Source organism: Bradyrhizobium sp. P2_E8, assembly GCF_056403875.1.
Genome location: NZ_JBFUES010000330.1, coordinates 1 through 7,152 on the forward strand (window position 1 = coordinate 1; position 7,152 = coordinate 7,152).

Consider the following 7,152-nt stretch of genomic DNA (forward strand, 5'->3'; position numbering starts at 1 on the left):
GTCAGGCGCACATCGAGGCGGCCCGGATAGTTCTCCTCGCCGTGGGGGCTCGCATAGGTGAGCGTCACCGCGGGCTCGGCGCCCTCGTCGATCCCGGCGATCTCCCAGAGCTTGCGGTCGAAGCCGTCGAGGCCGCCATGCAGCGCATTCGGGCCATTGTTGACGGGGAGCTGTACCGTCTCGCCACCGAGCGAGAACCGTCCCTTGGCGATACGGTTGGCGTAGCGGCCGACGGTGGCGCCCAGGAATTTACGTTCGGCGAGATAGCCGGCGAAGGCGTCATGGCCGAGCACGACGTCGTCATAGCCGCCTTTGGCGTCCGGCGCGATCAGCGCCTGGATCACCGCGCCATGGGTGATGATGCGGGCCTCAAAGCCACCCTCCCCGCGCAGCACGATGCGCTCGACATTGCGGCCGTCCGRCAGCTTTCCGAAAACGTCTTTTGTGATTTTCGAGCCAGCCATGTTCAGTCCACAAAAGGTTCGACGATCGTGCGCCTGCCGAGCAGGAAGGCGTCGGCGACGAGACGCAGCGGCGCCAGATCGACATCGCTTGCGCCGGTCGCCGCAAGCGCGACAAAGCGCCGGTACAGCTCGCAATATTCCTGATCGGACGCCTCGGCAATGGCCTTGCCGTCGACAGCCATCCGACGCCCGCCGCCGGACAAGGTCATCCGGCCCTGGTCGGTTTCCACGACGATATCCCAGCTCTGCGGCCCGGTCTGGCGGAAATCGAATTCGGCGGTGATGGGCAGGCCGTTGATGTCGGTCAGGTTCAGGTTCGCGGCAATCGGTGCCTGGCAGTTGGCGGGGAAGGCAAGGTCTGCCGCGGTGACGAACACCGGCTTCGGCAGGATGCGGGTCAGGATCGACAGCGCATTGATGCCGGGATCGAACACGCCGAGCCCGCCCGGCTCCCAGATCCAGGCCTGGCCGGGATGCCAGACGCGGACGTCTTCCTTCCAGTTGATGTGCACGGACTTGATCCGGCGCGTCGCCAGCCATTCACGGGCCGGCTCGACCGCCGGTGCATGGCGCGAATGCCAGGTCGCAAACAGCGTGCACTTGGCATCGGCCGCCATGGCAATCAGCGGGTCCAGCTCGGCAACGCCGGTGCCCGGCGGCTTCTCCAGCATGACGTGCTTGCCGGCGGCGAGCGCTGCGGCGGCCTGGGCGCGCCGCACCTGCGGCGGCGTGCAGAGCGAGACCGCGTCGATCACCGGGCCCTTCTCCAGCAGCTCCTCGATGGTCGCAAAATGCGGCAGCTCAGGCAGCGAGGCATTGCGGCTGGCAACGGCCGCGAGCGTCGCGCCCGGTACCGCTGCGATCGCGCCGACATGCTGGTCGCGCGCGATCTTGCCGAAGCCGACGATGGCGATGCGAAGGTCGGTCACGCTTATTCTCCAGTATCCGCTGATGGCAGCGCATCGGCCGGGGCGGTCTCGATCACCGTACCCTCGTGGCGGTGCATGCCGTTGTGAATGACATAGATCATGGCCTCCGATGCCGCCTCGGCATCGCCGGCCTCGATCGCGTCGATGATCTTCTGATGCCAGAGCAGCACGGTGTCGCGGTCCTCCGGCTCGACCGGCGCGCTGAGCAGAAAGGAGGCGCGAAGTGCGGCCTCGATGACATGCCCGATCGAGCGCATGAACAGATTGCCGGAGGCCCGCGCCACGGCAACGTGGAGCGCGAGGTCGGCATCGGCAAAGCCCACCGAGTCGGAGGCTTCACGGCGCATGCACTCCATGCTGCGCCGGAGCTCGACGACGTCCTCCTCGGACCGCTGCTTCGCTGCGAGCTCGGCCGCGCGCGGCTCGACCGCAAGACGGATCTCGGCGAGGTCGTTGAGGAAACGCTTGTCGATGCCGGCGTCGAGATGCCAGGCCAGCACGTCGGCGTCGAACATGTTCCAGGCCGCGCGCTCGCGCACGACGGTGCCGACCCGCGCCTTGGTAGTGAGCAGGCCCTTGGCTACCAGCGTCTTCACGCTCTCCCGCAGCACCGGCCGTGACACGCCGAACATCGCGATCATCTCGGCATCACCCGGCAGGCGTGTCCCCTCCGCGTAGCGGCCGGCGATGATGTCGACGCCGATCGAGCGGGCCACTTCCGCGTGGTTGGAGTGAGCCCGGCGCGTCGGGATGACGACGATGCGCGAGGTCATGTGGCAGCTCCCGCGCGTTTGGCCACGGGCCGGCGCGCGAGCGCGACCAGCCCCTGCTGCAAGGCAATGAAGGCGAACAGCAATACGCCGGTCGCAATCTTGGTCCACCAGCTCGACAGCGTGCCGTCGAAATTGATGTAGGTCTGGATCAGGCCCTGGATAAGCACGCCGAGGAAGGTGCCGATCACAGAGCCCTGCCCGCCCGTGAGCAGCGTGCCGCCGATCACGACGGCCGCGATGGTGTCGAGCTCGACGCCGACGGCGGAGAGCGAGTAGCCGGCACTGGTGTAGAACGAGAACACGATGCCGGCGATTCCCGCGAGCAGGCTCGACAGCATGTAGATCTTCACCGTCATCTTGCCCACCGCAACACCCATCAGGCTCGCGGTCGTCCGGCTGCCGCCGAGTGCATAGACATTGGCACCGAACCGGGTGAGATGCAGCAGCAAGGCGCCGCCGACCACGATCACGAGCATGATGATCGCAATCGCCGTCAGGCGTCCGCCACCGGGCATCCGCAGCGCGAAGTCGGACACGGTGGAATAGACCGGCGCGGTGATCGGCACCGATTCCGTCGAGAGCAGGAAGCTCGCGCCGCGGGCCAGGAACATCCCTGCCAGCGTCACGATGAACGGCGGCAGGTCGAAGACATGGATGACCGCGCCCATCGCGGCGCCGAACGCCGCCGAAAGCGCGAGGATGGCGACGAAGGCGACCAGCGGCGGCACGCCCCAGCGCTCGATCGCCAGCGCGACGAAGACGGTGGTAAAGCCTATCACCGAGCCGACCGACAGGTCGATGCCGCCGGAGATGATGACGAAGGTCATCCCGGTCGCGACGATGCCGAGGAAGGCGTTGTCGGTGAGGAGATTGCCGACCACGCGGGTGGAGGCGATGTTGGGGAATTGCATGGCGCAGAGCGCGAAGCCCGCGACGAGCACGATGGCCGTGATCAGGACGGGCGGCAGGCCTTTCATGCTTTCGTCCTCCGCAGCCGCGCAGCGATACCGGCAAGCCCCGAGAATTTCGGAGATTGCAGCAGCAGAACAGCGAGCACAACCACCGCCTTGACCAGCAGGTTGAATTCCGGCGGATAGCCTGACAACAGGATTCCGGTGTTCATGGTCTGGATGATCAGCGCCCCCAGCACCGCGAGCACAAGACTGAAGCGGCCGCCGAACAGCGACGTGCCGCCGATTACCACGGCCAGGATGGCATCGAGCTCGAGCCAGAGGCCGGCATTGTTGGCATCCGCGCCCATGATGTCGGCCGCGGCGATCACGCCGGCCAACGCGGCGCAGACGCCGCACCAGACATAGACCGACAGGATCATCGCCCGGGTACCGACGCCGGCAAGCTCGCTGGCCCGCGCATTGCCGCCGGTCGCCTCGATCAGGAGCCCGAGCGCGGAGCCGCGCACCACCGCGCCGGTGAGGATCAGCATGCCCAAGGCGATCGCGACCGGCACCGGCAGGCCGAGGATGGCGCCATTGCCGAGCCAGACCAGGTCGGGCGAGGAAAACGTCACGATACGCCCTTCGGTGATGAGCTGGGCGATGCCCCGCCCCGCCACCATCAGGATCAGCGTCGCCACGATCGGCTGCATGCCGAGCACGGCGACGAGAAAGCCGTTCCACAAGCCGCAGACGAGGCCGGCGCCAAGCGCGGCCGCCAGCACGACCGGAAGGCCGTGGCTGTCAGCGAGGCTGGCCGCAATCGCGCCCGAGATCGCCATGATTGCGCCGACCGAGAGGTCGATGCCGCGCGTCGCAATCACCAGCACCATGCCGAGCGAGAGCAGCGCCACCGGCGTGCCGCGGTTGAGCACGTCGATCAGGCTGCCGAACAGACGGCCGTCCTGGAGGCGCAGGTCGAAGAATTGCGGCGACACCACGCGGTCGACCGCGAGGATGACGATCAATGCGAGGATCTGGGCAAGGCCGCGGCGCGGCAGCAGCGCTGTCATGCCCGCCCCTCATGCGCGATGGCGGCGCCGTCGGCCGCGATGGCCGCGAGAATGTTGCCGACATCGATCGCCTCGCCCGCGAGCTCCTCGATATGGGCGCGGTCGCGCAGCACCACGACCCGATCCGAATAGGTCACGATCTCATCCAGCTCCGAGGAGATCACGAGCAGCGAGAGCCCATCGTCACAGAGTTCGCGGATCAGGCGGATGATCTCGGCATGCGCGCCGACGTCGATGCCGCGGGTCGGCTCGTCCAGCACCAGCAGCCGCGGCGAGGTCGCGAGCCAGCGCGCCAGCAGCACCTTTTGCTGGTTGCCGCCGGAGAGCAGGCCCACGGGGCGATCCGGATCGGGCGGACGGATGTCCAGCATCTTGACGTAGCGGCGCGCGATCTCGTCCTGCTCGCGGCGCGACAGCGGGCGATGCAGCCCGCGCTTGGCCTGGAGCGCCAGCACGATGTTCTCGCGCACGCTGAGCTCGGCGACGATGCCGTCGGTCTTGCGCTCCTCCGGGCAATAGCCAAAGCCGTGGCGCACGCCGTCGCGCGGCGAGTGCAGCCGCACGGGCGCGCCTTCCACCTTCGCCTGCCCGCGATCGGCGCGCTCGGCGCCGAACACCAGCCGCGCCGTTTCGGTGCGGCCCGAGCCGAGCAGGCCGGCAAGGCCGACGACCTCGCCATGGCGCAGCTCGAGATTGAACGGCGCGACATAGCCGGATTTGCCGTAATTCTCGAAGCTCGCGCAGATCTCGCGCGCCTGATGCTCGCGCGTCGCCGCCCGTGCGCTGGTGGTCTCCGCAAGCTCGCGGCCGAGCATCATGCGGATCAATTCGATCCGCGGCAGCGACGCAGTCTCGCGCTCACCGACCAGGCGGCCGTTGCGCAGCACGGTGATGCGGTCGGAGATCTCGTAGACCTGGTCGAGGAAGTGGCTGACGAAGACGATGCCGATGCCGCGCCCCGCGAGCTGGCGCATGATGCCGAAGAGGATCTCGACCTCGTGACGGTCGAGGCTCGCGGTCGGCTCGTCCAGGATCAGCACCCGCGCGGACAGATCGACGGCGCGCGCAATCGCGGTGACGTGCTGCACGGCGACGGAATAGCTGCCGAGCGGCGATGATACGTCGATGTCGAGGCCGAAGTCGGCGAGCAGCGTCTTGGCGCGGCGGCGCATCTCGCCGTCGCGCACGATGCCGAAGCGCATCGGCTGGCGGTCGAGAAACAGGTTCTGCGCCACCGAAAGATTCGGCAGCAGATTGACCTCCTGGTAGACGGTGGCGATGCCGGCCTGAAGCGCGGCCTTGGCCGAGCGCGGCGCGACCTCCTCGCCGCCGAGCCGGACGATGCCGGCATCGCGCGGGAATACGCCGGTGACGACCTTGATCAGCGTGGACTTGCCGGCGCCGTTCTCCCCGAGCAGCGCATGGATCTCGCCGGCGCGAAGCGTGAAGTCGACCTCCTGCAACGCACGCACAGCACCGAAGCTCTTGCTGATCCCGCGCACCTCCAGAAGGGGCGAGGCAGGATCGGGGCTGTTCTCCATAGCAACGTCACTCCCACCGGCGCCCGCTGATGACGCGGACACCCAGCCTATTCGTTCGCGCAGCGGTTTCGAAGGGGGGCGCCGGACCACCAAGAGCGGCCCGGCGCGGCACCCGCCTCAATAACCGAGGCCCTTCTTGCTGTCGTAGATCTTCTGCGGATCGTCGGCTGCTGTATAGAGCTTGGACTCGGTCTGGATCCACTTCGGCGGAACGGTGCCCTTGTCCTTGAAGGCCGCGATGGCATCGAGTGCGGGGCCCGCCATGTTCGGCGTCAGCTCGACCGTGGCATTGGCTTCGCCGGCAGCCATGGCCTTGAAGATGTCGGGGACCGCGTCGATCGAAACGGTGAGGATATCCTTGCCGGGCTTGAGGCCAGCTTCCTTCATCGCCTGGATCGCACCGACCATCATGTCGTCGTTATGCGCATAGACCGCGCAGATCGACTTGCCGCCGCCTTCAGCCTTGATGAAGCTCTCCATCACCTCCTTGCCCTTGGCGCGGGTGAAGTCGCCGGTCTGGCTGCGCACCACCTTCAGGTTCGCATGCTTGGCGATGGCGGTGTCAAAGCCCTTCTTGCGATTGGCGGCGACGCTGGCGCCAACCGTGCCCTGCAATTCGACGATGCTGCAGGCCTTGTTGCCGACGGTCTTGGCCAGCCAGTCGCCGGCGACCTCGCCTTCATGCACGCTGTCTGACGTGACGGCGGTGAGATAGAGCTCCTTGCCGGAGGGATCGATGTCGCGGTCGAGCAGCACGACCGGGATCTTGGCCTCCTTGGCTTCCTTCAGCACCGAGTCCCAGCCGGTCGAGACGACGGGCGCGAGGAAGATCGCATCGACGTTCTGCGCGATGAAGGAGCGGATCGCCTTGATCTGGTTTTCCTGCTTCTGCTGCGCGTCGGCGATCTTGAGATTGACCTTGCGCTTGGTGGCCTCCTGCTTGGAGACCGAGGTCTCGGCCGCGCGCCAGCCGGATTCCGATCCGATCTGCGAGAAGCCGATGGTGAGCTCGGCGGCCTTCGCCGGCAGCGCGAGCAACAACGCGGCGGTAGCGGTGGCCGCAAAGAGGGCTTTAGGGGTCATCAGGCGTGTCTCCCAAGAGTGATCTTGTGTTTATCTCGGGCGCCGATTGGTAGCATGGCACCCCCAAACCGCCCTTTGCGGGCGGCGGAAGRCACTATTTCACAGAAGATTAGTTCCGACTAGTCATATTATCTGACTATTTGGAGCAACCCACACGTTGGCTGGATGGGTGGCTCTATGACACGCCCAGCGCGATTTTGTTCCAGCGATGCAACGAGGAGATGAAGGAAATGATGCGGGGTGTTGCGACAGCGACGGTGCGCTCCCTCGCCCCGTTCTTACGGGGAGAGGGTTGGGGTGAGGGGCTCCCTCCGCGAAGACGGTGACAGATGGACTCGCAACCTCTCCTCCTCGTCATTGCGAGCGCAGCGAAGCAATCCAGAGTCCCTCCGCGGA

Annotated in this window: 7 protein-coding genes; all 7 read right to left on the reverse strand. The window is 66.7% G+C overall.

From position 1 onward, the window contains the following. On the reverse strand, window positions 1–464 hold a 464-nt coding region (locus AC1D00_RS19290; RefSeq protein WP_477011749.1), incomplete at its 3' end, for an aldose epimerase family protein. Window positions 465–466: 2 nt separating this feature from the next. Further along, complete coding sequence (locus AC1D00_RS19295) at window positions 467–1,393, reverse strand: Gfo/Idh/MocA family protein (protein ID WP_477011750.1); 927 nt, start codon at window positions 1,391–1,393, stop codon at window positions 467–469. Window positions 1,394–1,395: 2 nt separating this feature from the next. Next, complete coding sequence (locus AC1D00_RS19300; protein ID WP_477011751.1) at window positions 1,396–2,166, reverse strand: FadR/GntR family transcriptional regulator; 771 nt, start codon at window positions 2,164–2,166, stop codon at window positions 1,396–1,398. Further along, complete coding sequence (yjfF, locus tag AC1D00_RS19305; RefSeq protein ID WP_404554470.1) at window positions 2,163–3,143, reverse strand: galactofuranose ABC transporter, permease protein YjfF; 981 nt, start codon at window positions 3,141–3,143, stop codon at window positions 2,163–2,165. The genes AC1D00_RS19300 and yjfF overlap by 4 nt, the downstream gene beginning before the upstream one ends. Beyond that, window positions 3,140–4,132: an ABC transporter permease gene (locus AC1D00_RS19310; RefSeq protein ID WP_092188809.1), complete on the reverse strand. Its 993-nt coding sequence runs from the start codon at window positions 4,130–4,132 to the stop codon at window positions 3,140–3,142. Before AC1D00_RS19310 ends, yjfF begins: the two co-directional genes overlap by 4 nt. Further along, window positions 4,129–5,673 carry a sugar ABC transporter ATP-binding protein gene (locus tag AC1D00_RS19315; protein ID WP_477011752.1) on the reverse strand — a complete coding sequence of 515 codons (1,545 nt, stop codon included), beginning with the start codon at window positions 5,671–5,673 and terminating at the stop codon, window positions 4,129–4,131. Before AC1D00_RS19315 ends, AC1D00_RS19310 begins: the two co-directional genes overlap by 4 nt. Window positions 5,674–5,790: 117 nt before the next feature. Continuing rightward, window positions 5,791–6,756 carry a galactofuranose ABC transporter, galactofuranose-binding protein YtfQ gene (ytfQ, locus tag AC1D00_RS19320; RefSeq protein WP_477011753.1) on the reverse strand — a complete coding sequence of 322 codons (966 nt, stop codon included), beginning with the start codon at window positions 6,754–6,756 and terminating at the stop codon, window positions 5,791–5,793. Window positions 6,757–7,152: the final 396 nt, after the last annotated feature.